Source organism: Gracilibacillus dipsosauri (assembly GCF_003176895.1).
Taxonomy (GTDB): Bacteria; Bacillota; Bacilli; order Bacillales; family Amphibacillaceae; genus Gracilibacillus; species Gracilibacillus dipsosauri.
In genome coordinates, this window is record NZ_QGTD01000020.1 from 77,926 (window position 1) to 103,332 (window position 25,407).

Annotated in this window: 26 protein-coding genes; 13 read left to right on the top strand and 13 right to left on the bottom strand. The window is 35.4% G+C overall.

The window, feature by feature from the left end; all coding sequences use genetic code 11:
* Nucleotides 1–51: 51 nt before the first annotated feature.
* Together DLJ74_RS18335 and DLJ74_RS18340 are read left to right on the top strand one after the other, a co-directional pair.
* Nucleotides 52–972, top strand: a complete 921-nt coding sequence (locus tag DLJ74_RS18335; RefSeq protein WP_109985556.1) for a carbohydrate ABC transporter permease — start codon at nucleotides 52–54, stop codon at nucleotides 970–972.
* The gene (locus DLJ74_RS18340; protein WP_109985557.1) at nucleotides 969–1,796 is read left to right on the top strand and encodes a carbohydrate ABC transporter permease; all 828 of its coding nucleotides are present in this window, start codon (nucleotides 969–971) and stop codon (nucleotides 1,794–1,796) included. Before DLJ74_RS18335 ends, DLJ74_RS18340 begins: the two co-directional genes overlap by 4 nt.
* A gap of 236 nt (nucleotides 1,797–2,032) precedes the next feature.
* Here the strand turns inward: DLJ74_RS18340 and DLJ74_RS18345 are convergent, their stop codons facing one another.
* The 3 genes from DLJ74_RS18345 to DLJ74_RS18355 all read right to left on the bottom strand — a co-directional run bounded on the left by DLJ74_RS18345 (nucleotide 2,033) and on the right by DLJ74_RS18355 (nucleotide 5,261).
* On the bottom strand, nucleotides 2,033–2,773 hold the full coding sequence (locus DLJ74_RS18345; protein WP_109985558.1) for an MBL fold metallo-hydrolase: 741 nt from the start codon (nucleotides 2,771–2,773) through the stop codon (nucleotides 2,033–2,035).
* Between the two features lie 51 nt (nucleotides 2,774–2,824).
* Nucleotides 2,825–4,312, bottom strand: coding sequence for an alpha-glucosidase/alpha-galactosidase (gene melA / locus DLJ74_RS18350; RefSeq protein WP_109985559.1), 1,488 nt, complete (start codon nucleotides 4,310–4,312; stop codon nucleotides 2,825–2,827).
* 109 nt (nucleotides 4,313–4,421) lie between these two features.
* Nucleotides 4,422–5,261 carry an AraC family transcriptional regulator gene (locus tag DLJ74_RS18355; protein ID WP_054861473.1) on the bottom strand — a complete coding sequence of 280 codons (840 nt, stop codon included), beginning with the start codon at nucleotides 5,259–5,261 and terminating at the stop codon, nucleotides 4,422–4,424.
* Nucleotides 5,262–5,387: 126 nt separating this feature from the next.
* On the opposite strand from DLJ74_RS18355, the gene DLJ74_RS18360 reads away from it, so the two are divergent.
* Nucleotides 5,388–5,741, top strand: coding sequence for a YgzB family protein (locus tag DLJ74_RS18360; protein ID WP_109985560.1), 354 nt, complete (start codon nucleotides 5,388–5,390; stop codon nucleotides 5,739–5,741).
* Nucleotides 5,742–5,828: 87 nt separating this feature from the next.
* On the opposite strand, the gene perR is transcribed toward DLJ74_RS18360, so the two are convergent.
* The 3 genes from perR to DLJ74_RS18375 all read right to left on the bottom strand — a co-directional run bounded on the left by perR (nucleotide 5,829) and on the right by DLJ74_RS18375 (nucleotide 7,637).
* Nucleotides 5,829–6,260, bottom strand: a complete 432-nt coding sequence (gene perR, locus DLJ74_RS18365; RefSeq protein ID WP_425454603.1) for a peroxide-responsive transcriptional repressor PerR — start codon at nucleotides 6,258–6,260, stop codon at nucleotides 5,829–5,831.
* Nucleotides 6,261–6,687: 427 nt separating this feature from the next.
* On the bottom strand, nucleotides 6,688–7,158 hold the full coding sequence (bcp, locus tag DLJ74_RS18370) for a thioredoxin-dependent thiol peroxidase (RefSeq protein WP_054861482.1): 471 nt from the start codon (nucleotides 7,156–7,158) through the stop codon (nucleotides 6,688–6,690).
* Between the two features lie 68 nt (nucleotides 7,159–7,226).
* The gene (locus DLJ74_RS18375; RefSeq protein ID WP_109985561.1) at nucleotides 7,227–7,637 is read right to left on the bottom strand and encodes a potassium channel family protein; all 411 of its coding nucleotides are present in this window, start codon (nucleotides 7,635–7,637) and stop codon (nucleotides 7,227–7,229) included.
* Nucleotides 7,638–7,795: 158 nt separating this feature from the next.
* Between DLJ74_RS18375 and DLJ74_RS18380 the strand changes: the two genes are divergently transcribed.
* The 5 genes from DLJ74_RS18380 (at nucleotide 7,796) to DLJ74_RS18400 (ending at nucleotide 13,628) form a co-directional block, all read left to right on the top strand.
* Nucleotides 7,796–8,497 carry a response regulator transcription factor gene (locus DLJ74_RS18380; protein WP_054861470.1) on the top strand — a complete coding sequence of 234 codons (702 nt, stop codon included), beginning with the start codon at nucleotides 7,796–7,798 and terminating at the stop codon, nucleotides 8,495–8,497.
* A complete protein-coding gene (locus DLJ74_RS18385; RefSeq protein WP_054861469.1) occupies nucleotides 8,494–9,495 on the top strand; it encodes a sensor histidine kinase in 1,002 nt (333 codons plus the stop codon). The genes DLJ74_RS18380 and DLJ74_RS18385 overlap by 4 nt, the downstream gene beginning before the upstream one ends.
* Before the next feature lie 112 nt (nucleotides 9,496–9,607).
* Nucleotides 9,608–10,384: an ABC transporter ATP-binding protein gene (locus DLJ74_RS18390; protein ID WP_109985562.1), complete on the top strand. Its 777-nt coding sequence runs from the start codon at nucleotides 9,608–9,610 to the stop codon at nucleotides 10,382–10,384.
* Nucleotides 10,359–12,266, top strand: coding sequence for an FtsX-like permease family protein (locus tag DLJ74_RS18395; RefSeq protein WP_054861468.1), 1,908 nt, complete (start codon nucleotides 10,359–10,361; stop codon nucleotides 12,264–12,266). The genes DLJ74_RS18390 and DLJ74_RS18395 overlap by 26 nt, the downstream gene beginning before the upstream one ends.
* A 72-nt stretch (nucleotides 12,267–12,338) precedes the next feature.
* Nucleotides 12,339–13,628: a glutamate-1-semialdehyde 2,1-aminomutase gene (locus tag DLJ74_RS18400; RefSeq protein WP_109985563.1), complete on the top strand. Its 1,290-nt coding sequence runs from the start codon at nucleotides 12,339–12,341 to the stop codon at nucleotides 13,626–13,628.
* Between the two features lie 34 nt (nucleotides 13,629–13,662).
* Here DLJ74_RS18400 and bcbE read toward each other — a convergent pair whose 3' ends face one another.
* The gene (gene bcbE / locus DLJ74_RS18405) at nucleotides 13,663–14,871 is read right to left on the bottom strand and encodes a bacillibactin exporter BcbE (protein ID WP_109985564.1); all 1,209 of its coding nucleotides are present in this window, start codon (nucleotides 14,869–14,871) and stop codon (nucleotides 13,663–13,665) included.
* A gap of 214 nt (nucleotides 14,872–15,085) precedes the next feature.
* On the opposite strand from bcbE, the gene DLJ74_RS18410 reads away from it, so the two are divergent.
* On the top strand, nucleotides 15,086–16,168 hold the full coding sequence (locus tag DLJ74_RS18410) for an FUSC family protein (RefSeq protein WP_109985565.1): 1,083 nt from the start codon (nucleotides 15,086–15,088) through the stop codon (nucleotides 16,166–16,168).
* Nucleotides 16,169–16,213: 45 nt separating this feature from the next.
* On the opposite strand, the gene DLJ74_RS18415 is transcribed toward DLJ74_RS18410, so the two are convergent.
* The 4 genes from DLJ74_RS18415 to mutY all read right to left on the bottom strand — a co-directional run bounded on the left by DLJ74_RS18415 (nucleotide 16,214) and on the right by mutY (nucleotide 20,114).
* Nucleotides 16,214–17,971 carry an ABC transporter ATP-binding protein gene (locus DLJ74_RS18415; protein WP_109985566.1) on the bottom strand — a complete coding sequence of 586 codons (1,758 nt, stop codon included), beginning with the start codon at nucleotides 17,969–17,971 and terminating at the stop codon, nucleotides 16,214–16,216.
* A gap of 34 nt (nucleotides 17,972–18,005) precedes the next feature.
* Nucleotides 18,006–18,536 (bottom strand): nucleoside tri-diphosphate phosphatase, encoded by a 531-nt coding sequence (ntdP, locus tag DLJ74_RS18420; protein ID WP_109985567.1) that lies wholly within the window; start codon nucleotides 18,534–18,536, stop codon nucleotides 18,006–18,008.
* Between the two features lie 210 nt (nucleotides 18,537–18,746).
* The gene (locus tag DLJ74_RS18425; RefSeq protein WP_054787376.1) at nucleotides 18,747–18,929 is read right to left on the bottom strand and encodes a gamma-type small acid-soluble spore protein; all 183 of its coding nucleotides are present in this window, start codon (nucleotides 18,927–18,929) and stop codon (nucleotides 18,747–18,749) included.
* Between the two features lie 102 nt (nucleotides 18,930–19,031).
* Entirely contained in the window at nucleotides 19,032–20,114 is a 1,083-nt protein-coding gene (mutY, locus tag DLJ74_RS18430; protein WP_245902387.1) for an A/G-specific adenine glycosylase, read from the bottom strand.
* Nucleotides 20,115–20,195: 81 nt separating this feature from the next.
* On the opposite strand from mutY, the gene DLJ74_RS18435 reads away from it, so the two are divergent.
* A complete protein-coding gene (locus DLJ74_RS18435) occupies nucleotides 20,196–21,191 on the top strand; it encodes a metal-dependent hydrolase (protein WP_109985568.1) in 996 nt (331 codons plus the stop codon).
* A 56-nt stretch (nucleotides 21,192–21,247) separates the two neighbouring features.
* Here the strand turns inward: DLJ74_RS18435 and DLJ74_RS18440 are convergent, their stop codons facing one another.
* Nucleotides 21,248–21,583, bottom strand: a complete 336-nt coding sequence (locus DLJ74_RS18440) for a YfhH family protein (protein WP_054787310.1) — start codon at nucleotides 21,581–21,583, stop codon at nucleotides 21,248–21,250.
* Between the two features lie 131 nt (nucleotides 21,584–21,714).
* Between DLJ74_RS18440 and DLJ74_RS18445 the strand changes: the two genes are divergently transcribed.
* A complete protein-coding gene (locus DLJ74_RS18445; protein ID WP_109985569.1) occupies nucleotides 21,715–22,506 on the top strand; it encodes an HAD family hydrolase in 792 nt (263 codons plus the stop codon).
* Nucleotides 22,507–22,569: 63 nt separating this feature from the next.
* Here the strand turns inward: DLJ74_RS18445 and recX are convergent, their stop codons facing one another.
* On the bottom strand, nucleotides 22,570–23,388 hold the full coding sequence (gene recX, locus DLJ74_RS18450) for a recombination regulator RecX (RefSeq protein WP_054861465.1): 819 nt from the start codon (nucleotides 23,386–23,388) through the stop codon (nucleotides 22,570–22,572).
* A gap of 120 nt (nucleotides 23,389–23,508) precedes the next feature.
* Here recX and DLJ74_RS18455 point away from each other — a divergent pair, with 120 nt between their 5' ends.
* The gene (locus DLJ74_RS18455; RefSeq protein ID WP_109985570.1) at nucleotides 23,509–24,408 is read left to right on the top strand and encodes a TIGR01777 family oxidoreductase; all 900 of its coding nucleotides are present in this window, start codon (nucleotides 23,509–23,511) and stop codon (nucleotides 24,406–24,408) included.
* Nucleotides 24,409–24,789: 381 nt separating this feature from the next.
* Nucleotides 24,790–25,341 carry a GNAT family N-acetyltransferase gene (locus DLJ74_RS18460; protein WP_054861558.1) on the top strand — a complete coding sequence of 184 codons (552 nt, stop codon included), beginning with the start codon at nucleotides 24,790–24,792 and terminating at the stop codon, nucleotides 25,339–25,341.
* Nucleotides 25,342–25,407: the final 66 nt, after the last annotated feature.

The following is a 25,407-nucleotide window of genomic DNA, read 5'->3' on the forward strand; positions in this document are numbered from 1 at the left end:
TCTTTTCACTACAGGTTCCATCGTTAATCCCAAGGTAAGAGGAGTGAGAAAATGAGTCAGGTTACACACGGAACTAGTTACCCGAGTAATAAAAAAAGTTTTTCCAATAAATTGCGAAAAAATTACATTGGTTGGTTATTCATCTTATTATCTGTCCTCGGAATCAGTTTATTTTATTTCTATCCGATGGTTCAGGCATTCATTCTTTCACTGAAATCTGGAATGGGGGCAAACCTTGAGTTCGTTGGATTTGAAAACTATGCTAGACTCTTTAATGATCCAACATTTATCTCAGCTTTAACGAATACATTCATTTATTTGCTTGTCCAAGTCCCTGCAATGATTATTTTGGCACTAATTTTTTCTGTGCTATTAAATGATTCGACTTTAAAGTTTAGAGGTTTTTTTCGTACAGCTATCTTCTTACCATGTGTTACCTCTCTTGTTGCATATGCGGTAATTTTTAAATATTTATTTGCTGTTGATGGTTTAGTTAATAAATTTTTGATGGATCTTTCCCTTATTTCAGAGCCATTGGATTGGTTAGCAGATCCTTTCCTAGCCAAAATAACGATTATTATTGCGATTACATGGAGATGGACTGGTTATAATATGATTTTCTACTTATCTGCCCTTCAAAATGTAGATAAATCAATGTATGAAGCAGCTAGAATTGATGGTGCTTCTAGTATTCAACAATTCTTCTACATCACCATCCCGATGTTAAAGCCGATTATTCTCTTTACATCCATCGTCTCTACAATCGGTACGTTACAATTATTTGATGAGGTCATGAATATTACAAATGGTGGACCAGGGAATGCAACACTATCGATTTCTATGTACATTTATAACCTTTCCTTTGAATATACACCTGATTTCGGTTATGCAGCTACTGTGTCTTATGTCATCGTAATCTTAGTTGTGATCTTATCCTTCATTCAATTTAAAGTGGCAGGTGATCGAAAATGAAGAAAGTAAAACGAATATTCACCTATTTATTTCTTAGCATCGCATCGATTATCTCCATCTTCCCTTTTTTATGGATGCTTGTAAGTATGACAAATAAATCGGTCGATGTTACCCAAGGTAAGTTGTTACCTGGTACCCATTTTATAGAAAATGTTAAAGGACTATTCAACACAGTCGATATTGGAACAGCGCTAATTAACTCAACTATTATAGCTGTTATCACTACGTTCTTGACACTATTAATTGGTTCACTTGCTGGCTATGGTTTTGAGATTTATCGCTCACGTGGGAAGGACATGATATTTAATATTTTACTATTATCCATGATGATTCCATTTGCAGCAATTATGATCCCGCTCTATCGTTTCTTTGGTGGTGTATCAGCAAGTGTTCCTTTTCTAGGAATTGATACATTAGCTGCTGCGATCTTACCGACAGTTATTACTGCGTTTTTTATTTTCTTCTTTCGTCAAAACACAAAAATGTTTGCGAAGGAATTAGTGGAAGCAGGACGGATTGATGGTCTCAGTGAGTTGGGAATCTTCTTCCGAATTTATTTACCAACAATGAAAACGACTTATGCCGCAGCTGCGATCATTGCCTTTATGAACAGCTGGAATAATTATCTATGGCCATTGGTTGTATTACAATCACCCGAAAACCAGACCATTCCATTATTAATTTCAAATCTTGGTGCAGGTTATTCACCTGATTATGGCTTAATTATGACAGCAATTGTTATTGCGACATTACCGACAGCCATCGTCTTCTTTGTGATGCAAAGGCACTTTGTTGCTGGTATGATGGGTTCGGTAAAAGGATAAAGCGAGACTTCCTAAAAGCATAAGTTCCAAAAGATAAAATAACTTCACAAACCAATAATCTTTCGGTATAATAGTGGAAAGTTATTGTATATGGTTCGAACGTTTAAAAGGAGGATTATCGTGGGTCTTACATTAGTTATAGGTGTATGTATCACCTTCTTTGTCGCGATCTTTGCATCAGGCTATGAAGCAAAATAAATAACCATTAGAAAACGGGCTCTGGGAGAGCCCGTTTTTTAGTTGGAGAGAAAGTAGCTTTTCCCCACTTTTGCTATTTCTACTTCTCCTTTATAATTTTGTTTCGCTTCCGCAACTAACTGATTCAGTTCACCAAAATGTGGAAGGTGTGTTAGGATTAATTTTTTTACCTTTGCTTCCTTTGCAAGTAGGCCTGCCTGTCTACCACTCATATGACCGGGAATTTGACCTTCAAAAGACTTGTAAAGATTCGATTCACTAATTAATAAATCGACCATAGAAGAAAAGGAACCAAGCTCTACAAACCATTCTGTATCTGCAGTGAATACGACTGATTGACCCTCTACAGTTAGCTTTATCGCTAAACAATATGCTGGATGGGTAGTTTTGATCGTATGGATCACAAATGGTCCTATTGCGTATTCCTTATTTTCTTCTAATACCTTTCCCTTTGTATGTTTATTAAATGTAAGCTTTTGAAAAAAATCCTTCTCATGATTGGGGGCATAAATAGGCAATGTTTTTACATCATTGTTCAATTGACTTTGTATCAACTTACTATACTGTAATGGACCAATATCGGCCACATGATCATGATGAAAATGTGTTAGAATGACAGCGTCAAGCTCGTCTATAGAAATATAGTTTTGCAGAGAGGATAACACTCCACTACCACAATCCAATAAGAGATGAAATCCTTTATCTTCAATTAAGAACGAAGAGGTTGCACTATTTGCTTTTGGATAACCTCCCCATATACCTAAAGGAATGATTTTCATTTTTAACACCTCCTATTTTCCCATCAATAGCCGTTATAGGTTATATCCTAATTAGAAGTCTCCCTTGTCCGCCTCGCTCGCATTTTTGCTCGCTGCTTCACGGTCTTGTGCCATTTCTTCGACACTTTTGACCTTTCGTCTTGCTGCTCCTCGATAATCTTTTGTCGGTACTAAAGGACCTTCTGCTAATCTTATTTCTGCTTTCGTAATGGCATCACGGTATTGTGGTAACCACTTCGCTTGCGATACAAGCATTTCGTCAACCATTTGCCAAATTTCCTTTGGATTACAAACAGCCCCAACTAATGGATCCATCATCATTGCTTGTCGCAATAAATAATCATCACCATGAATAGCTGCTTCTACAGCTAATCTTTGAACAGAAATGCTCACATTACAAACTGCTGCTGGTCCTAATGGTAAGTCGCCAACAACGGGCATGCTTATACCATTTCGGTCTACAAACCCGGGCGCCTCAATGATCGCATCTTCAGGAAGATTGCCGATAACACCATTATTCACCACATTAAAATGGCCTCTATATGTACGTCCAGTCTCTAATCCTTCTAAAATATAAGAACCGTGCTCCTCTCCCCTATTTTCATGCTTAAATTCAAATGCCGGCTCTTTTAACCAATTAGGAAAATCTGTCTCGAACCAATTACGTCCTTCTGTACATACCCTTAAATATCCACCAGTTTCCCCGTTGATCCATGTTCCTAAATCAATCCAGTCATTAATTTCTTCTGGACGCTTTCTATACCATGGTAAATATTCACTTAAGTGGCCATTGGATTCAGTACTAAAATAACCAAATCTTCTTAACATATCAATTCTTACTTTCTCTGTTTTGCTATATTCTGAATGGTTTTCAAATGCTTCTAATAGTTCAGCTGTTTTATCCTCACCAGCTACTTTCACTTGAATATACCATGTTTGATGGTTAATACCAGCACAGATGATATCTACTTCTTCTCTTTTCTTTCCTAACACCTCGGCAATTTGCTTATGCCCATTTTGCACACCATGACAAAGCCCAATTGTACGAACCCCACCATATTGATTACATGCCCATGTTAACATAGCCATTGGATTGGCATAGTTTAATAAGAGTACCTCAGCATCTGCTACATCACGAATATCTTTACAGATCTCTAACATTTCTGCTATTCCACGTTGCCCATACATAATTCCACCAGCACTTAGTGTATCACCTACACATTGGTCTACTCCATACTTTAATGGAATTTCAATATCAGCTTTAAAAGCTTCCAATCCACCTATTCGTACAACATTAAATATATATTTTGCATTCTTTAAAGCTTCCCTGCGATTAGTTGTTGCTTTAATTTGAATATCTAAGCCATTTTCATCAATATCTCGCTGACAAAGCTGTGTAACCATTTCTAAATTTTTTTGATTAATATCAGTAAAGGCAACCTCAATCTTCTGGAATTCTGGTACGGATAATATATCTCGTAACAGTCCTCTCGTAAACCCAATACTACCTGCACCGATAAGAGCAATTTTAAATGTCATTACCATTTCCTCCTTGATAAAATCGTTTAAAAATAGCTTATCACGATTTGATTGAAAGCGATTTAAAAATAATCGCTTATCAGAAGAAAAATGTATAAAATCCTAGCATTTATATATCCCTAAAATGTCTACGATAATTAGATGGGCTTAATCCGGTACTTCTACGAAAGACACTACTAAAGTATTGACTTGTATTAATTCCTACATATGAAGAGATTTCCGTTACAGCAATATCTGTTTTCTCTAATAACATTTTGGCTTTTTCTATTCTAACCCTTGAGATATATTCGTGTAATGTCATACCTGTAGACTGTTTAAAAATTCGGTGTAAGTAGCTCGGATGGATATGAGCCACGTTCGCTAATTGCTCCACGGTTATGTCATGATCATAATTTTCGTGAATATATGTAATAACCTTCTTTACATAGTTCTCGTTCCTACCATTTTCTTCATGATTTTGTTCCCTACGCTGTCTAGCAATAATTAATAGTAACTGCAAAAGGAGGTTATCAATCATCATAGAGTTTTCGTTTGATTGATTATCTAGCTCAAATACTAAATTTCTTAACGTATAATATATATGATCAGCATCTCTTAATATAAAAAAAGGTTCCTCAGATAAAATTGCAGATGGAAATGAGTCATCTAGCTTCGCTAATTTTTCCAGTGAAATGAGTCTTTGCTCGCCACTTCTCCACTCAAACTCCAAATTTAACATTCGACAAGGTCTGTTCTTCTCAACAACAAGGCGATGCGGAATATGGCTTTGAATAATTATATATTGTCCCTTTCGCATACCAATACATTCATTATTTATCTCAACCCTACAGCTTCCACTAATTACATACATAATCTCTGTAGCTTCGTGGTGATGAAAAGGCATCTCAAATTCCTTCCATTCCTTAAAATAATAAGCTACAGCTTGAGGAAAAACATTTAAATCCAACATAGAACACCTTCTTCTTATCTTCCTATATACATCATAAACGATGAAGCAAGTGCTTGCACAAAAATTGTAGAAATATGCTATACTACAAAATAGATTTGATTTATGCTAGGTCATGGAGGAAGCAAAATGGCAGATATAACTTATAAAAATAAAATTAATCGAATACGTACCTTTGCATTGAGTCTCATTTTTATCGGTTTTGGAATTATGTACATTGGTTTACTTGTCAAAAAAGTAGAATGGCTTATGCTTATTTTTATTATTCTTGGTATGATTGCAATCGTATTTAGTACAGTTGTTTACTTTTGGATTGGGCTATTGTCCACAAGAGCAGTTCCAATAATTTGTCCAACCTGTGAAAAACCGACAAAAATGCTAGGACGTGTGGATGCTTGTATGCATTGTAAGCAGCCTTTAACATTAGATAAGAGTTTAGAAGGTAAAGAATTTGATGAAAGCTACAACTCCAAGAGAAGTTAGAATGATACTTCCATTGGTGAAGGTTTTCCTTGTTGAAATACTAAGTCTAAAGAAAAACACACGAGCAATAACTCGTGTGTTTTGATATTAAACAATTTGTTTTTTATCTTTTTTACACTCTTGACATACTCCATATACTTCCATTCGGTGGTGGCTAACATCAAATCCTGTAATTTGTTCTGCCAATGATTCCACTTCATCCAAGCTAGGATAGTGAAAATCAACTATTTTTCCACAGCTTTCACATATAATATGATAATGCTTAGAAGTATTACAATCAAAGCGACTAGAAGAATCTCCATAGGTTAGCTCTCGCACAAGACCAATTTCTCGAAAAACTCGTAAATTATTATATACGGTAGCTACACTCATATTTGGAAACTTACCTTCTAAAGCCTTATAAATATCATCAGCAGTAGGATGAATTTCTGCATTTAATAAAAATTCCAACACCGCATGACGCTGTGGTGTGATACGAACTCCAGATGACTTTAGCTTTTCAACAGCCTCTTGTAACATATGTTCCGACACCCGCCATGCACCTCGCTTTCTCCTACAATTATTTTAATCATTAATAACTAGTTTACAATATAAACTGTATTAACACAATTATTAAATTATAATCCTTATAATTAGTGTAAACCCTTCAAGTCTTTTCTGTCAATAAAAGTATACGAATTATTGCTGATTTTATGCTTTAATCACTTTTATATTGGAAAATTCGATTTGCTCAATTGTTTCTTGTTAGAAAAACTTGCTTTCGCTCGTCCTTTAGCGAATGCTCAGTTTTGCTTATACTTTGCACCATAAAATTTCAGCTACGTTGAACTTCTGCTGTGTAGAACTCTTATGCTTTCTTAACGTACAAAAAAATACAGGAATCGATCTATGCTTTCGATTCCTGTTTCCTTCATTGAGGTTTTTCATAAGCTACGGCTCGAAGGGATTAGCTTAATTCTTCACGAATATAGCTTAATGCCTTTTCAACATGTCCCTTTACTTGTACATTACGAAACTCTTTTTGAAGAATTCCTTGTTTGTCTATAATAAAGGTGGAACGAACAATTCCCATATACTCTTTACCGAATTTATTCTTTAATTGCCAAACATTAAATTGCTCCGCAACCTTCTTGTCTTCGTCAACGAGTAGTTCAAACGGCAAACTATGCTTATCAATAAATTTTTTATGACTTTCTTCGGAATCTGGACTCACTCCTAAAATAACGGCATCAAGATCCTGGAAGCTCTCATAATTATCGCGAAAGTCACACGCTTCCGTTGTACAGCCTGGTGTATCATCCTTTGGATAGAAATAAAGAACAACATGTTTCCCTTTATAATCAGATAGCTTAACTGTTTCACCTTTGTTATTCATAAGTTCAAAGTCTTGTACTTCTTGTCCAACTTCTACTGTCACTTCAAATCCCTCCAATGAAATTTACTCCTTCTAGCGTACTGGAATTAGAAGAAAGACTCAACTAAAAACTACTTGTGACGTCTATCATTTCCTTGCCAAATCTTAACAAAAAACGCGGGCGGTAAAATGTAACCAATCAATGCCTCCAGTAAAGCAAGTAGTCTCCCCCAACCGATTGGCGTAATATCTCCATAACCGACTGTCATTAAAGTAACTCCACTGAAATAAAAGGAATGTGCTAATGTTTCAAACGGTGATAACCTCTTAAGCTCACCATCTTCTAATAAGAGTACTCCGTGGAAGGACAAAACGAAATACAAGCATGCAAAGGATGTTAGAACAGTAAAGTACACTACGAGTAAAGTATAAAAAATTTCGTATGAAAAATAACTTCTTTGATGAACCTTTCCAAAAATAAATGCGTATAAGCTCCCACATAATAATACCCCAATGATCAAAACAGAAATGATTGCTATCATTCTAGACCAATCTCCACTCTATTTATATTTTCACAGCTAACTCTAAACTAATAGAACTACAGAGCTAACCATTATTGGAAAAACCTGTCCCTTGATGGCAGTCTCACTTTATTTATTCCTACTTTTAGTTTACGATGGACAAGTAGAGGTGATGACAATTGATCAAAATTTATATAGTAGAAGATGATCCAAAAATTCGAGATATTCTTGCTGATTTTTTATCTAAATATGATTATGAAATAAAAACGGTGGACGACTTCGATCTTATTCAAGAGGAATTTTTACAGTGGGAACCTCATCTAGTTCTATTAGATATAAACCTACCACGATTCGACGGTTTTTACTGGTGTCGTAAAATTCGTGCACGTAGTAATTGTCCAATCATCTTTATATCAGCAAGGGATAGCGGGATGGATCAAGTAATGGCTATTGAAAATGGCGCAGACGATTACATTACTAAACCGTTTCAACTAGAAGTTGTATTAGCGAAAATTAAAAGTATTTTAAGACGTGTATATGGAGAGTATCGCACGGAAAAATCGACTCAAGTAATCGATTTTGAAGGTCTTACATTAGATACAACGACGTTTATTCTTTCCTTTCAAGACAAAGAAGTACTATTAACAAAAAAGGAATGCCTCCTAGCTCAAGCATTTTTAACACATCCAGATCAAATTATTTCTAGGGAATTTTTACTGGAAAGGCTTTGGGACGATCAAGATTTTGTTGATGACAATACATTAAGTGTCAATATCACTCGTATCAGAAAAAAATTATCTGAGCTTGGGATTGATCAAGCCATTTCTACCATACGAGGTGCGGGTTACAAACTTGAAAAAACATGGGTGAATAATAAATGAAAGCATATGTACAGGATCAACTCATATCCATTCTTTTCTTTTATTCGCAAGTTGGTATTCTTTTAATCATCGCAAGACTGGCAAGCTCTGTTAGTGCTGAAGCGATTAGTACTGCAAATCTGATGTATATGCTCCTTGTTGCTACCAGTTTTTTAGTTATCTATCATATCTTTCGTTATATGAAGTATCGAGAAATATATCAATTTACCGCAAAGGAAACGAACGAGGCTGCATGGCTTCCAGATGCTCCAGATCAATTAACGAGACAATTAAAGGAGCATTACGAGAAACAGTATCACGCTTATAAGCAACAGTTAGAAAAGCTACATGCGGAGAAGAAACAGGAAAATATGTTTATGCAGCAATGGGTTCATCAAATGAAAACACCATTATCCGTAATAAGTTTAACCATCGAAAATGAGCAAATAAATCTCCCCCATGCATTCAAGCAGGATATGGAAGAAGAACTAGATCGGATGAAGAATGGGTTACAGCTTGCTTTATACCAATCTAGATTACAACAGTTCGAACGAGATTTCCATGTGGAAAAGATTGATCTGAATCAACTAGTCAGAACAGTCATTCAAGAGTATAAATCCAGCTTTATACGCCATCATGTATATCCAAAAATAGAGATACCATCTAATACGTATATTTATTCTGATCAAAAATGGCTAGGTTTCGTCCTTGGACAAATTACAAGTAATGCCATTAAATACGCAAGTGGAACAAAGACTAACATAACCTTTTCTACTGACAATCAATATGGTTATTATACTTTATCCATAATAGATCAAGGTATTGGTATTCCTAAACAAGACATTAAACAGGTATTTCATCCTTTTTTCACTGGAGAAAATGGCCGAAATTATCAAGAGTCCACTGGGATGGGACTCTATTTAACGAAACAAATTTGTGATGAATTACATCATCAGGTTTCCATTGATTCTGAGGTTAAGAAGGGCACTAAGATCTCCATTTCCTTTAACGCTTCATAGAAATCTTACAATAATGTAAGGTTTCTTTTTACTTTTGAAAGGATTATGAATAGGTTATCTCGACATATTGCATTTATAATAAAATTACTACAGCGGGAAAGGTTGGATTACTATGCCATTATTAGAAGCAAAAAATATCTCAAAAATATACGGAAACAATCGTGGCATTGAACATAGGGCCATCGATAATATCTCATTTGAAATTGAAAAAGGAGAATTTGTTGGGGTAATGGGTCCATCAGGTAGCGGAAAAACAACCTTATTAAATGTTCTCTCTACTATTGATCGATTATCTGCAGGTACTATCGAAATTAATAACGAGAATGTTACTAAACTCTCCAAAACAAAGCTCGCAAAATTCAGAAGAAAGCAAATGGGATTTATATTTCAAGACTTCAATTTATTAGAAACCTTAACCATAGAAGAGAATATAATGCTACCACTCACTCTTGACGGGTGTAAGGTAAATGAAATGGAGAAAAAACTTAGTAAAGTTGCCAAACAGCTAGGGATTGATACGATTTTAAAAAATAGAATCTTTGAAGTATCTGGAGGCCAGATGCAACGTGCTGCTATTGCCCGGGCAATTATTCATCAACCCGCCATTATATTTGCAGATGAACCAACAGGAAACTTAGATTCTAAAGCATCAAAGCAAGTAATGGAGGCCCTTTCCACTCTAAATGAAAAGCAGGAGGCAACAACCCTAATGGTAACACATGACCCTTTTGCTGCGAGTTTCTGTGAAAGGATACTATTCATTAAGGATGGAAGAATTTTTAACCAGCTCTATAAAGGGGAAAATCGTCAAACCTTTTTCCAGGAAATATTAAATGTTCAATCAATGCTTGGAGGTGATACAGATGACCTTCAGACAATTCGCATTTAATAATGTAAAGCGCAATGCACGTCAATATATGAGCTACTTCTTTAGCTGTATGTTCTCTGTTGCCGTGTTCTTTATCTATGCTGTTATTATGTTTCATCCTGAAATTGATGGACATGAATTTCGGGAAGGCGTCCAAAGAGGGATTATGGCAGCAGAGATCATCATATTTGGTTTTTCTTTTCTGTTCGTTATGTATTCGACTGGTGCCTTCATTAAATCAAGGAAAAAAGAGTATGGTTTGTTAATGACATTAGGAATTAGTAAGTCAAAATTAAACCGGATGCTCATACTAGAAAATACGATCATTGGTGTTGTTTCTATACTTGCAGGAATTCTAGTTGGCATGCTATTTGCAAATTTATTTATTATGGGTTTTTCCAAGATACTAGAACTAGAAGGAACATTAGGTTTTCATATAGCACCAAAGGCTATCATTATCACTGTCATAAGTTATTTCTTGATGTTTGAATTCAATTCTATTTTTGTAGTTTGGACATTGAAGACAAATGCAGTAGTAGACCTATTACGAGGAGTGAAAGCGAACAAACGCCCTCCTAAGTTCTCCTGGGTATTAAGTATCTTAGGATTAGCTCTAGTTATAGTAGCATATTATTTAGCTGCCACCTCTACCCTTATCACGATCGTTTATCGAATGTTTTACATCTTATTATTAATCATCCCTGGAACATATTTGTTGTTTACTCAATTTTCGGTTGCATTCATTTATTTATTGAAAAGAAGGAGAAATCTTTACTTTCATAAAACAAATTTGCTAACAATATCTGACTTAAGCTATAAATTAAAGGATCATGCAAGATTATTATTTTTTGTAACCATTTTAAGTGCTGTAGCATTCACTGCCTCTGGGGTATTATTTGGTGCTTTTAAAAGTGCAGAAGCAGAAGCGAACGCTTATTACCCGCAAGATGTTTCATTTTTAGCCAAAGGTGAAGATAATATTGCCATGATGGATAAAGAAATGGATACTGTCTTACAAAAATTTGAACAAGCTAACATCAACTATCAATCCATCACGGTAAATCGAACTCAGGCACAGGTCGAGAATCTAGGGGAAATGAACTGGGCTGATCTAATTTCTTTTTCCGATTATCAGCAAATAGCAGATCTAAATCAATATTCAAGTAAACAGAGTATAAAGGAAGATCAGATGTATATTATGCTTCCTAATATCGTTTTACCTGGAGAAGCTGATTTTCCTGAGGAATTAACCGTTAGCTCAAATAATTTTCAAGCTGTGCTTAATGTTGATACTATCACTTCAGTCATTAATACAACGATACACACTCGTTATACAATCGTCGTACCTGATCAAATTTTTGATGAATTCGCCAATGTTGCTGATCCAAATGAACAATATCGTTACACAGCAATGAATGTTCCTAATTGGACCAATCAAGCAGATCAAATAGTAGAGATTATGAAACATGTAAATAATGACATAGTAGAAATAGATGCAAGTGCTGATTTCTATGTAATGATGAAAAAAACTCTTGCACACACCTTATTCTTTGGGCTATTCATTAGTGTACTATTTTTCTTAGCAGCGGGGTCCATTCTCTATTTCAAATTATATCAGGATTTAGACAAAGACATTAGCAAATATAAAGCATTGTACCGAATTGGTTTAACGAGAAAAGAAATGAAGGCAAGTATTACTCAAGAGATTGCCTACTTGTTTTTTATCCCTTTTACAGTTGCAGTGATTCACGCAGGATTTGCTTTTAAGGCATTACAAAATATGTTAAGTGCTTCTGTATTATGGCCTAGTGTCATGTTAATAAGTTGTTATTTAGCTATTTATGCGGTTTACTTCTTTTTTATTAGAGGTTTATATATTTCCAAAATTAAACATGTCCTGTAACAGATTATTTTTCCCTTCATGGTAGTTAGTGCTATAATTAATCATGCATTTTCTTTCATGGAGGGATTTATTATGCAGTTTACTAATTCAGAAGCTTTACATAAAGAAGCACAGAAACATATAGTAGGTGGAGTAAATTCACCATCTCGAGCATATAAAGGAGTTGGTGGAGGATCTCCCGTATATATGGAGCGTGCAAAGGGGGCTTATTTTTGGGATGTTGACGGTAATCAATACATTGATTATCTCGGCGCATATGGGCCTATTATTACTGGTCATGCCCATCCACATATTACGAATGCTATTCAAAAGGCAGCAGAAAATGGCGTGCTATTTGGTACTCCTACAAAATTGGAAAACATTTTTGCTCAAAAACTAAAAGCTGCTATTCCTTCAATGGATAAGGTTCGCTTTGTCAATTCAGGAACAGAGGCTGTGATGACAACAATTCGAGTTGCAAGAGCTTATACAAATCGTGAAAAAATAATTAAATTTGCTGGCTGTTACCATGGACATTTTGATGCGGTACTTGTCCAAGCGGGTTCAGGTCCATCTACATTAGGAAACCCCGATTCAGCTGGAGTAACAGAAGCAACCGCAAAGGAAGTCATTACTGTTCCTTTTAATGATATGGAAGCTTTTCAAGAAGCTCTCCATCATTGGGGCGACCAAGTAGCTGCTGTTTTAGTTGAGCCAATTGTCGGTAATTTCGGCATTGTGGAACCCCACCCTGGTTTTTTAGAAAAAGTAAATCAGCTCGCGCACCAAAATGGTTCTCTTGTTATCTATGATGAAGTAATAACGGCCTTCCGTTTTACATATGGTTCTGCGCAAAAATTAGTAGGAGTCGAACCAGACATGACAGCACTGGGAAAAATAATAGGTGGTGGATTACCAATTGGTGCATATGGTGGAAAAAAAGAAATAATGGAACAGGTGGCACCATTAGGACCAGCCTATCAAGCTGGAACAATGGCAGGTAATCCTGCATCCATATCAGCTGGAATTGCTTGTTTAGAGGTTTTAAGTGAAAAAGGGTTATATGATCGCCTTGATTACTTAGGAGCGATACTCGAAGACGGAATGAACAAAGCTGCTCAAAAATATGGCATTGATATTACAGTAAATCGATTAAAAGGTGCACTAACCCTTTATTTCGGAAAGGAAAAAGTGACCAATTATGCTCAGGCAGAGGCAACGGATGGAGAGAAATTCGGTCAATTTTTTAAATTAATGCTAGAACAAGGTATTAACTTGGCTCCATCAAAATACGAAGCGTGGTTTTTAACGATTGCCCACACAGAAGCTGATATATTAGAAACCATTCGTTGTATTGACACAGCATTTCAGAAGATGAGTTAAAGGAAACCCGGAGTTTTAGTCCGGATTTCCTTTGTTAAAGAGATGGTTGCACTTTTTGACTTGGTTTGATTAAAAACAAAGTAATAAGAAAGGCTACGATGCTTAGTGCTGCTAAAAACCAATATAAAACCGACAAGTTATTCTCCATAATAATGGCAATGATAGGTGGACCTGCCGCTACACCTAAAAAACGCATACTGCTATATAATGAGGTAATCGTCCCCCTAACATCTTTTTCTACTCCTTCTGTAATAAGGGCATCAAGACAAGGTAATGACACACCAATACCAACACCTGCTATTGTTAATAAGAAAAGAACACTAACAATACTTGCATCACTCTTCACAAAAAATAAGGCACAAGCAGCAATAATATTACCGATTGCGATTAACCATTTCATCATTATTTTGTTTTTCCCTATTTTTTTTCCGGCACCATAAGAGGCAAGACAAAGAAACAAAAGCGGAATGGCAAGATAAAGCCCCTTTCTCACACCATCTATTAAGTATCTGTCCTCAAGTAATGTTGACAAATGAAACAAAAACCCAAATAAAACGAACATATTGATACTCCCAATAATAAATGTTGTCATAAGCCATTTGCCGTTATAATGAAAGACTTTTTTTAGAGATCCTAAAAACTCAGAAAATGTTTGATTTGATTCTTGTTCTTTTTTCGGTGTTTTCACCATAAATAGTACTAATATAATGGAGATTGCCGAAAATATCGGAATAAAAATAAAAGGTAAATACCAGATCGCTATAGCTAAAGCGGCACCTATAATGGGACTTAAAACCTTTCCAAACGTATTCGATGTCTCAATTAAGCCAAGTCCAGTACTGACCTCTTCTTCATCCTTGAATAAATCACCAACTGTTGGGATAACTACTGGGAACGCACCTGATGCCCCCACCCCCTGTAAAAAACGCCCAACTAATATAAGAAAATAGGGCTCATCCATACTCCATGCTGCAAACGCAGCAATCAATCCGCCAATTCCTGTCAATAATAAGCTAGGAATGATTACTTTCTTCCTGCCTATTTTGTCGGATAAGTAGCCAGCTAAAGGAATTAATATAATTGCTACAACGGAATAGACAGTAATGATTAAACTGGATTGAAAGGATGTAATGTTTATTTCTTTCTCGATTATGGGTAATACAGGTATTAACATAGAATTTCCTAATGTCATCATTAGTGGAATGGATGCTAGAGCGAATAAATCCTTTTTTTTGCCTTCCATCATGCTACTCCTTCTCATGTATACTTTATAGTTGACCTTCTTCCTATTCTTCTCTGATTTAAAATTTTCATACCCTTTCTATGCTCTGAAGTTTTTTCATTCCATTATCGGTGGTATACTTGTGAAAAAAGTGCAGTATATCTACAAAAGAGGTTGTGGGTACGTCTTTTGCAACTAATTTTAAAACGAACTAAAAGTTGGGAGGAACATTTATATGAAGCTCGGGGCACGGATGTTAAAAACAGGTATTGCTGTAGCTGTAGCTTTATATGTTGCCAATCTAATCGGAATTCCATCACCAACTTATGTTGGAATTGCAGCAGCATTTGCGATCCAACCAAACATTTACCGCTCCTTCCAGACGATGTTTGAACAAATTTATGCAAATTTAATTGGAGTCAGTATTGCAGCAATTGTTGTTTTTACGATAGGGAATGATCCTATTGTTATTGGATTTACAACTATTATCGTTATTGGAATATGTCTATATCTAAAAATGAATGAAAACACAATCGCACTTGCTATTATTGCCATACTTGCGATTATGGAAACGACTGAAATGTTGCTCCTACATTTCGCAGGATTGCGATTTTTTTCGTTAAGCTTAGGAATTGTTTCAGCATTTATCGTAAATATGGTTTTTTTACCACCTAATTATGAGCAAAAATTATTTAAACATATTAACCGAGTAACAACGGAGATTTTACAATGGCTTCGTATTTCGACAAGACACCTTTCTGATGAGCCAGCATTGAAGGTGGAAGTAGAAAAGCTACAAAGGGAAATCAAGCTTATTGACAATACTTATTTATTGTTTAGCGAGGAGAGAATTTACCGTAAAAAAAACCGAATCCCTAAAATGCGTAGACTAGCGGTTTTTAAGCAAATGATTATCACATCCAAAAAATCTCTCGAAACATTAGAAACGTTTCACCAATATGACAACAAGATTGAAACAATACCAAAGGAATTCCAAGGTGTACTTGTGAAGGAATTAGATAAAATTATTTATTCTCATGAGAGATTATTATTAAGTGCTATGGGAAGAATTAGAAGAAACCAAACAAAATTGGTGGAGGAGATTACAACACCAAACATTCCTCACGTTGTAGATCAATTGTTTCAACTTTATGAAAAGGATGAAGAAGATCCATTGTCCCTACTCCCATTAGCCGCTCGTTTAATGGAATATCATAAAGAAATTCTTCATCTGCAAACATTGCTTTACAGCTACCAAAAGTTTCATCAAGGTATGGTAATCGAAATAGAGGAAAAGAAAAAACGAATATTACCTTAAATTAAAAGCCCCTACTAGAGCTGTATAGTAAGGGCTTCATTTGGTTCAATTATTTTGTTTATCTAATTCCTGGATTTGATAGAGGTTATAATAGCTTCCTCGCTTTTGCATTAATTTCTGGTGATTTCCTTCCTCTTTAATAAGACCATTTTCAATTAAAATAATACGATCAGCATGAGTAATGGTTGACAATCGGTGTGCTACTATAAACGTTGTGCGATCAGAGGCTAGTTTCTCTAATGCTCCCTGTATTAAGCTTTCGCTCTCCAAATCTAATGCAGAAGTTGCTTCATCTAATATCAATAATGGTGGATTCTTCAAGAAAATACGTGCAATAGCGACTCGTTGCTTTTGCCCTCCTGACAATTTCACTCCACGCTCGCCAACTAGAGTATCATACCCATTTGATAATTCACTAATAAATTTATGTGCATTTGCCGCTTTAGCAGCTTCTATTACTTCTTCGTCTGTGGCATCAGGGTTTCCCATGCGAATATTCGCAGCAATTGATTCACTAAAGAGAATATTATCCTGTAACACCATACCAATCTTGTCTCTCAATGAACGAACCTTAACGTCACGAATATCCGTTCCATCGAGTAAAATCTGACCACTCGTTACATCATAAAATCTAGGTATCAGGCTAATAATGGTAGATTTTCCACCACCACTCATCCCTACTAATGCAATGGTTTCCCCTTTTTTCGCTTTTAAGGAAATATCCTGTAATACCAGTTCCTCTTCCTCGTCATAGCGAAAAGAAACATGATCAAATTCAATTTCGCCTTCTACTTCTTCTAAATTTTGTGCATTTGGTGAATCTTTAATATCGTATTTTTCGTCAATAAATTCAAAGACCCGATCCATAGAAGCAATGGATTGCACTAGTACTGTTGATGAACTAATAAGGCGTCGTAAAGGGTTGTATACAAGATCCATATAGCCTACGAAGGCAGCAATTGTTCCAACCGTTAATCCAGAAGTTATAGCAAAATATCCGGCAAAGCCAATTACTAATAATGGAGCAAGATCCGTGATCGTATTCATCACCGAAAATGTCTTCGCATTCCACGCCGTATGATCAATCGCTCTATCTAAGAAATTTTTATTCTGTTTATCGAATTGCCCCTGTTCATATTCCTCTAATGCAAAGCTTCTTGTAACAGGAATCCCTTGAACGCGTTCATGTAGATGTCCCTGTACTTGCGCCAATGCTTGTGACCTTTTTCTTGTTAATTCTCGAAGCTTTCCATAAAATATTTTTACTGATATTCCGTATAAAGGAAATAATGCAATGGCCACAATCGTTAACCAAACATCAAGATAAAGCATAATTCCGATCGCAATTAAGATGGTAACCATGTCCAGCCAAACATTCATAAGTCCTGTCATTACGAAATTTTTCGTTTGTTCCACATCATGAACAACACGTGAAATGATTTCACCGGTTTTCGTCCTTGCGTAAAACTGCATACTTAAGCGTTGGATATGATCAAATAATCTCTCACGGATATCGTATAGGATTTTATTTCCAGTCCATTGGGCCAAATATTGGCGGTAATATTCAACTGGTGGACGTAGCACAACAAAAACAAATCCAGCTACACCCATGAGCCAAGCTAATTCTGTTAATTTTTCATTGGAGCTCATTGTTTCAGAACCGATAATGTTGTCAATGACATATTTAACGATTAATGGAATTAATAAAGGGATCCCAAATTTAATGATCCCGATAAATATCGTTAATAAAATTTTCCATTTGTATGGTACAACATATTTTATATATCTTCTAATACTATCCAAATGATATTCACCTTTCTCTATGTTAGTGTAAGTTTTAAGATCGATAGGTCAAAAAAAGCTCATACCACTGATCTACAAACTCAGGTGAAAATGGTCCTTTCCTCTGTCTAATCCAATGTAATAAGTGCTCTACATTATTTTTTAATATTTTGTCTAATACTTTGGGATAATTCATCTGTTCCTTGTGCAGCTCATATTCATCCTCATCCAAAAGGGTATAAGTCATATCTGGAAATACTTTAACATCCAAATCATAATCGATATATTTAACAGCGCCATCCTCAAAAACAAACGGTGAACTAATATTACAATAGTAATGAATGCCATCATTACGTAACATTCCGATTATATTAAACCAATATTTCACATGAAAGAAACATATTGCTGGTTCTCTTGTAATCCATGTTCTACCATCACTTTCTGTCACAAGGGTTTTATCATTTGCCCCAATTACGCGATTGTTCGTTCCCTTCAATATGGTCGTTGTATCCCAGATACGATGGAGCTGACCATTATGTTTATAGCTCTGTATTTGAATGTTTCTACCTGGTTCAAGGCCATCCATACGTATCTTCCTTCCTATAATTTTTTTATTTTTATTTACATCTTAAGATGCGTCTTTTAGGTCATCCTTTATTATAACGATAAAATTTTATAAAATAAAATAATACAACTAGAATGAACCGAATATATCTATGTAAAAATAAGTAAATATCCCTATATATAGAAAAAGCTTAGATCATTGTGAGAATGATCTAAGCCTTTGATTGAAATGTTATTTTTTGTTGCTTTCAGACTTTCTGTTTTGTGCTCTTACTTCTTGAGCATTTGTTTCGCTAGCGAACTCAGTACCAAATTGTCCTTGACCTTGAGCAGCTTGTTGGTTTTGGCGCTTAACCTCTTGAGCATTTGTTTTGCTTGCTTGTGCTTGGTTAGCTTTGTTTGGTTGTTTAGCCATCATAATCACCTCCACGACCATTAATTTACCCACCTAAAAACTTTTTATCCACGAATTATAAAATAGAAAAAAATGGTTAAATCAATTCGGCCACGCGATGGCTTAATTACCGTTATATTCTTGTATTTGAGATAATACCTTTTGATGTGAAACAGGCATCGGATATTGTGTTACTTCATCTAGAGGCAGCATCAATCCTTTTGGTTGGCCTACTCCTTTTATTCGCCAAACATCCATATTCCATGTAATATGGGAAAAAACATGCTTAACTGGCTTTAATTTTTCTAATTGAATTACATCTATTTCAAACTTTTCCTTTATATAGGTTTGAAGCAATGACTCGCTTACTTCCTTTTTGCTTACCATTGGGAATTGCCACATTTGAGCGAGCAACCCAGTATCTGGTCTTTGTTCTAACATAACCTTTTCAGCATCATCTTCGATCACTAATGTAAAGTGGTCCTCTATTTTCTGTTTTGTTTTCTTTGATTTTATTGGTAATGATTGCTCTACACCTTTTGCAAATGCGGTGCAATGATCTTGAACAGGACAAAGCATACAGCTTGGCTTTCTCGGTGTACATATGAGTGCACCAAGCTCCATTAATCCCTGATTAAAATAAGATGGATTTTCCTTTGATATCAGTTCACGGACAGCTTGTTCAAAAATTTTCCTTGTTTTGGCCTTAGCAATATCTTCCTCAATCAATAATATTCTTGACAATACACGCATTACGTTTCCATCAACCGCTGGTTCTGGTTTATTATACGCAATACTTAGAATGGCACCTCTTGTATATGGACCAACTCCTTTTAGATTCCCAAGTGACTCCACCTCATCTGGCACCTTAGCATCATAATTTTCGACTACCTCCCGTACCGCTGTTTGCAAATTTCTGACTCGAGAATAATACCCTAATCCTTCCCACGCCTTTAATACTTCTTGTTCATCTGCTTCTGCTAAGGCAGATAATGTAGGAAAAGATTTAGTGAACTGATTAAAATATGGAATAACGGTATCCACTTTTGTTTGTTGTAGCATAATTTCTGACACCCATACTCGATATGGATCTTGATTTTTGCGCCAAGGAAGATTTCTTTGTTCTTTTTCAAACCAATCGATTAAATCTTTACGAAATTGGGGTATATTAATAGTAATGGCTATATGATCATGATTATTTTTCACAATAATTCATCCTTCATGTTACAATGTTGTTAGAAAAAGTGTTATTCGAGTTAGATAATTTTTTATAGGGGGCAACTAAGAATGGATACTGCAACACATATCACAATGGGCATTGCTCTTGGTGGTATTGCCACTTTAGATCCAGTTGTACAACAGGACTCTGCACTATTTACAGCTGTTATGGTTGGTACCATAGTCGGCTCCCATGCACCTGATTTTGATACAATCCTGAAATTACGAAATAATGCCACCTATTTAAGACATCACAGAGGTATTACTCATTCGATTCCATTAGTAATCTTTTGGGGAATCGCTATTTCTTCTATAATCTACCTTTTCTTACCCGAGGTGAATTTTTTACATCTTTGGTTATGGACATCTCTTGCAGTAATTCTGCATGTTTTTGTTGATATTTTTAACGCATATGGCACACAAGCCTATCGCCCATTCACAAAAAAATGGGTAGCTCACGGTTTTATTAGCACCTTTGATCCCTATATTTTTAGTCTTCATGTTATTGGGATTATTGCATGGATATTAGGTGCCACTCCAGGCTACACATGGCTTGCCATCTATTTTATTATATTATTGTATTACATTAAAAGATATATGGACAAGAGAGAAATTGTTAAATTGATTTACGAACACTTTGACTATACCGAAAAAATTGCTACTTCACCGACAACGAAGCAAAATATATGGCGAATTGCCATCACTACGAAAGACTTTTACTATGTTGGTCAAGTAGAAGATGGACACATTGTCGTAAATGACCAATTTGATAAGATGCCTGTACCAGATAATAGGTTATTCGAGATTGCGAAAAAGGATAAAAATATCGCTGCTTTTCTTTCCTTCTCCCCGATTTATCGCTGGGAATGGAACATGTATGATGACTTCAGTGAAATTCGTTTTATCGATCTACGTTATCGAACAGCTGGTCATTATCCATTTGTCGCTGTAGTACAAATCGACGATAATCAGCGAATAATGAATTCTTATACAGGCTGGATTTTTTCAGAGGAAAAACTACAAAGTAAATTAAATGTGGATAAACAGGTTTCCTCGACTTTTTAAAGGAGCTGACAATTTTTGAGTCAGCTCCTTTAATTTAGGATTATGGAGTGTCATAATCACCCTTCTATTTTATCGCCAAGAATAGATAACGGCACTGCTTCTTCTTGTTCCAAGTGTTGTCCCAATAGATTAATGCGGTGTCCCCAAGCAAATACGCCATTAATATAGGTAATTTGAAATTGATGCCCTGGGTCTTTCGCAAGCTCATATTTATCGCCTTTTTTAAAATCAGCCGGATTGACAAGATAGGCCGCTGCCATTTGTAATTTCCGTTCTAATATTTCATATTCACTTATATTACCAAGCTGTTCAGCCTTTTGTACTTTTTCCTTAAGATTTGCCATTTCTTTTCTTAATTCCTCTACAGTATAGGAACTATATCTTCTCTCCATTTTACGCACCACCATTTAATATTACTCTTATTGTAGCATGATCCAAAAGGTGAATGGAAGTAACATATCCTTACTGTTAGAACTTCTATTGAAAAAGAAGTATACTAGGGGCAGAAGGGAGAGTTTTCTTCATGATTAAATTATTTGCAACAGATTTGGATGGAACGTTATTAAAGTCTGGAAACACAATTAAAAATAAGGATATTGAAGCTATACATAGCTTATCAAAAACTGAGATCGACTTTGCTATTGCTACTGGGAGGTTAGATCGAGACATCCTTGAAATTTGTAAAGAAATTAGGAAAAATGCCCATAGAGTAAGTCAAAATGGCGCATTTGTTTTGTCTGATTCCCATGATTTTATCCACCAGAGAACATTTGATTTAGAAATGAGCTACAAGTTGCATGAGCATATTACAAGCTACTCACATCTTGTTTGTATTTCTACAAAGGATGAGATCTATATTTCGAAGAGAACAGAGGAATTAAAAGCGATGGAGAATTTTCTTTATTTCCCATTAATAGAAGGGATTGATTTCATCGATAAGTATGGAACAGAAATTAATCCCAGTAAGTATATGTTGTTAGGAGAAAACAAACAGTTAGTATCTATTGAAGAAGAAATAAAGAACCTCTTCGGAATAAGTATCGAATCCTATATTTCTGACCCGAATTGTTTGGATATCGTACCAAAAGGTGTAAGTAAAGCAGATGGATTAAAGCGATTAGCCAAGCATTTACATATTAAACCTTCGGAAATAGCCGTTATTGGTGATGCTTATAATGATATTCCAATGTTTGAAATGACACCAAATAGCTTCTGTATGTCATCAGCACCGATTGAAGTACAGGCTAAAGCAAAACACATCGTCGATGATGTATATGAAGCAATCGAACAAATCACAAGCCTTGTGAGTAATTAAGTGAAAGAAGCACGAATCCAAACACTATAGCTTGTAATTAGAGCTAAGGAGTCGTGCTCTTCCTTATAAGTCTTCCTCCATATATTCATCTATAAATCGTTGAATGGATTCTCCATCAAAGCCTTTTCTGTATAAAGCTGCTTTTACTTTTTGTTTTAGCTTATAACCTGTATCTTTCTTTTGATACTTGGTTTGTATTTTTTGACCTTGATAAACAACTGCTTGATATTCTGCTTCGGCGTCTTCTCCTAAGTCTATTTCCTGCAAAACGTCATGAATTAATTCAAGCGTAAAGCCTTTTTGAAGAATGTTTTGTTTAACGGCATTCAATTGTTGCTTGAAAGATTTCTTAGACGAATTAGTCATTTTTTTCTCAATTAATCGTTTCGTTTTCTCAAATTGCTTATCATACGTATAAAGCTCTAAGGCTCTATCAATGATAGCTGCTTCCACACCTTTGTCCTTTAACTCCTTCCTAACTAATATAGGACCTTTTGATGTTGTTTGGATTCTGGTTCGAACGAATGCTTCACTAAATGCTAAATCATCTAGTAAACTCTCCCGTTTTAATCTTTGGACAACTTCCTTGATGTATGTGATTTCTATGTCTTTTTTTTGTAAATATTCTATTAATTCTTGCTCAGATCGCATTCGGTAACTTAAGAAACGTATAGATAGGGTATACACTTTATAGGAGGCATCTTTCTCTTGAATTTGATCGATCAGTCCCTTGGTTAATTCCATACCTTTTCGGAGATGATAAGAAATTAGTAAATCTTCATCCACACTAAATGCATAATATTCCTTGTCATTTTCCTTTAAAAAAATATTATATCGATACTTTTGTTTCTTTTGAACGGTAATTTTTGAAATGGTTGGCAAAACACTCACCTCGTTTCCCTACCATTTTATCACACAAACACACGTTCTTCAAAGGGGGGGATTCTTAGATTTTTCTTACAGTCGTTTACTATTGAAAAACAAAAATAGGAGAGTGAGACGATGAAAATAGCGATAGCTGGTGGTACAGGATTTGTTGGTCAACATCTTACCAAGCATTTAATTGATCGTGGAGACGAGGTATTTATCCTAACTCGGCATCCCAATAAACATAGGAATAAGCAAAAAATAACCTATATCGGTTGGTTAAATGAGAATCTAAATCCCATTGCTCAATTACCACCATTGGATGCCATCATAAATTTGGCAGGGGAGTCCCTTTTTGGATATTGGACTAAATCAAAGAAGGATCGTATTTATCAAAGTAGAATCAAAGCTACCTATGCAATCATCGATATGATAAAAGAAATGAAATATAAACCTGCTGTGCTAATCAATGCCTCTGCAGTCGGCTATTTTGGTACTTCTCTTACAGAAACATTTACAGAATCAAGAAAGGAATCAGGAAATGATTTTTTAGCAGAAGTAACAGAAGCTTGGGAAAAAACCGCCCTAGAAGCGAATACTTATGGTGTACGTACGGTTATTGCAAGGTTTGGTGTCATTTTAGGGACGGAAGGTGCCTTGCCTTTAATGACAATGCCATTCAAATGGTATGTTGGGGGCAAAATTGGCTCAGGCGAGCAGTGGGTATCATGGATTCATATCACGGATGTCATTGGAATGATTTTATTTTCATTAGATCATCCTACGATTGATCAAGCCTTTCATATGACCGCACCAAGTCCTATAAAAAATAGCAAAATGGCAGAAGTTATTGCTCAAACACTTCATAAGCCTAACTGGTTACCAGTTCCAAGAGTTGCCATAAAGACCCTACTAGGTGAAATGAGTCTACTTGTAGAATCAGGGCAAAAGGTTCTTCCTGAAAAAGCAATAAAGAGTGGTTACTCGTTCCAATATTCTCATATCGAAAAAGCACTAGAAGATTTACTTAAATAGTTTAATTATTGGTCATATTAAAGCAAATAACTGAATATTTTGGCATTTACATTAATTAAATGTATATTTTATAAATTTTCCTTAATATTACTTCTTATTACAAAGAATTTTTTTGTTTTTTTTACAAAAAAACTATTTACAATTACAGTGATTGTTGTGTAAGATAATAATGAGTTTTTTAGTAATTTCATTTTGTTATTTGATGACATATAAGGGAAGGCAAATGGTGCGCCACCAATACTGAGATATTGGTTCTAGTGGGTTCGATTCCCACCCCGAATTTTTGTGGCTTTTTGATAAAAATTCGAGGGTGGATGAGACACACTATAGGGCAAAGCTGCCTTTTTCATCACACCCTCCATCGAATAGGAGGGATTTTTTATGTTAAAAAAGAGAGATTTACAAGACGTGCCAGCCCTATATGAATTATTGAAGCACCCAGAGGTTTTTCCATATGTAAGACAAAAGGCATATTCCACAGATGAATTTTATTTTTTAACCAAAAAGACAATGGAAGCAGAGGAGAACGGAGAATTAATTTCTCGTACTATTCTAGATGATTACTACAACCCAATTGGAACAATAAACTTGTTTGATATTCAGAATAATACAGGATTTTTAGCGACGTGGATCGGCAAGCCTTATTTTGGAAAGGGATATAACCAATTAGCAAAAGACGCATTTTTTGAAGAGCTTTTTTACCAACAAGAGATTGAGGCGATTTTTATAAAAATCCGTAAATCTAATATCCGTTCAATGAAGGCCATTTTGAAGGTGCCTTTTGTCATATATGCAAATGTTACTTATCCAGAGATTTTCCAACAAATTAACCACTCTGAAATGGATCATCCAATTTATGACTTATTTGTGATCACGAAAGCGAATTATTTGCACCATTCGGAAACAGCAAAGGAGGGCGAAGAAGCAATCTAATTTTTTGTCATCGATTGGATAAAGTGCTACGATAAGATAGTGATTTTTCATTATTTTATTTGGAGG